The following is a 965-nucleotide window of genomic DNA, read 5'->3' as shown; positions in this document are numbered from 1 at the left end:
GGAGCAGGCGGCGGCGCGGGACCGGGTGGCGGCGGAACAGGCCGCGCTCTGGGGCCGGTCCGACGATCGCGCCGAGGAGGCGCCGCGTGGATAGGGGGCTGCGTTCACTCGTCGATGTCGTGATCGCCCAGACGGGGCTGCACTACTATGATGACAAGCCGGAGATGCTGGCGCGGCTGATGGAGACACGTATCCATGCGTGCGGCTGCGACACCGCCGAGGCGTATGGGCGTCTGCTGGACCATGACGCGCAGGGTGCGGAGTGGCGGGCCCTCGAATCGCTGATCACGATCCGCGAGACGTTCTTCTTTCGCGACGCGGCCCAGTTCGAGGCGCTGGAGCATGTCATTCTGCCCCGCCTCCTGCGCGAGCGCGCGGCGGCGCGGACGCTGCGGATCTGGAGTGCGGGGTGTTCCAACGGGGCCGAGCCCTATTCTCTGGCGATCCTTGTCCGTCGGCTGCTCGACAGCGGTCTTGTCGCCGACGCGGCGCGGTGGACGGTGGACATTCTGGGCACCGACCTCAGCCAGTTTGCCCTCAGTGAGGCCCGTGGCCATGTCTTTCGTCCCTGGAGTCTGCGGGGCCTGACGCGTGAACAGATCTCCCGCTGGTTCGAACGCGTTCCGGGCGAGCAATTGTGGCGCCTGCGGGACCGTTTCGCCGACATGGTGCGCTTCGAGCATGGTAATCTGCTCGACGTGATCCACCCGTGCCCGAAAGGGCCGACCTTCGATCTCATTCTGTGCCGCAACGTGCTGATCTATTTCACGCCGGCACGCGTCGCCGACATCGTCGAGGGCTTGGCATCACGTCTGGCGCCATCGGGCTGGCTGATGCTGGGACATGCCGAGGCGGGCGTGGCGGCCGATCGCCTGGCCGTGGAACGGTTCGCGGGTGCGCAGGCGTACCGGCTCGGCCCCGTCGTTGCGTGCGCCGGTCCCCGTGCCGTGCGAGCGGCCATCGTG

At 68.4% G+C, this 965-nt stretch carries 1 protein-coding gene; it reads left to right on the top strand.

Annotated features, from left to right (window positions below):
* Positions 1-86: 86 nt before the first annotated feature.
* Positions 87-965, top strand: an 879-nt coding sequence (locus HUK82_RS16870) for a CheR family methyltransferase (RefSeq protein WP_317134870.1), incomplete at its 3' end; no start/stop codon positions are given.

The sequence above is a fragment of the Ameyamaea chiangmaiensis genome, from assembly GCF_013376175.1.
Lineage (GTDB): Bacteria > Pseudomonadota > Alphaproteobacteria > Acetobacterales > Acetobacteraceae > Ameyamaea > Ameyamaea chiangmaiensis.
The sequence above is the reverse complement of the archived record's forward strand: the minus strand, read 5'-3'. Positions and strand labels throughout refer to the sequence as shown.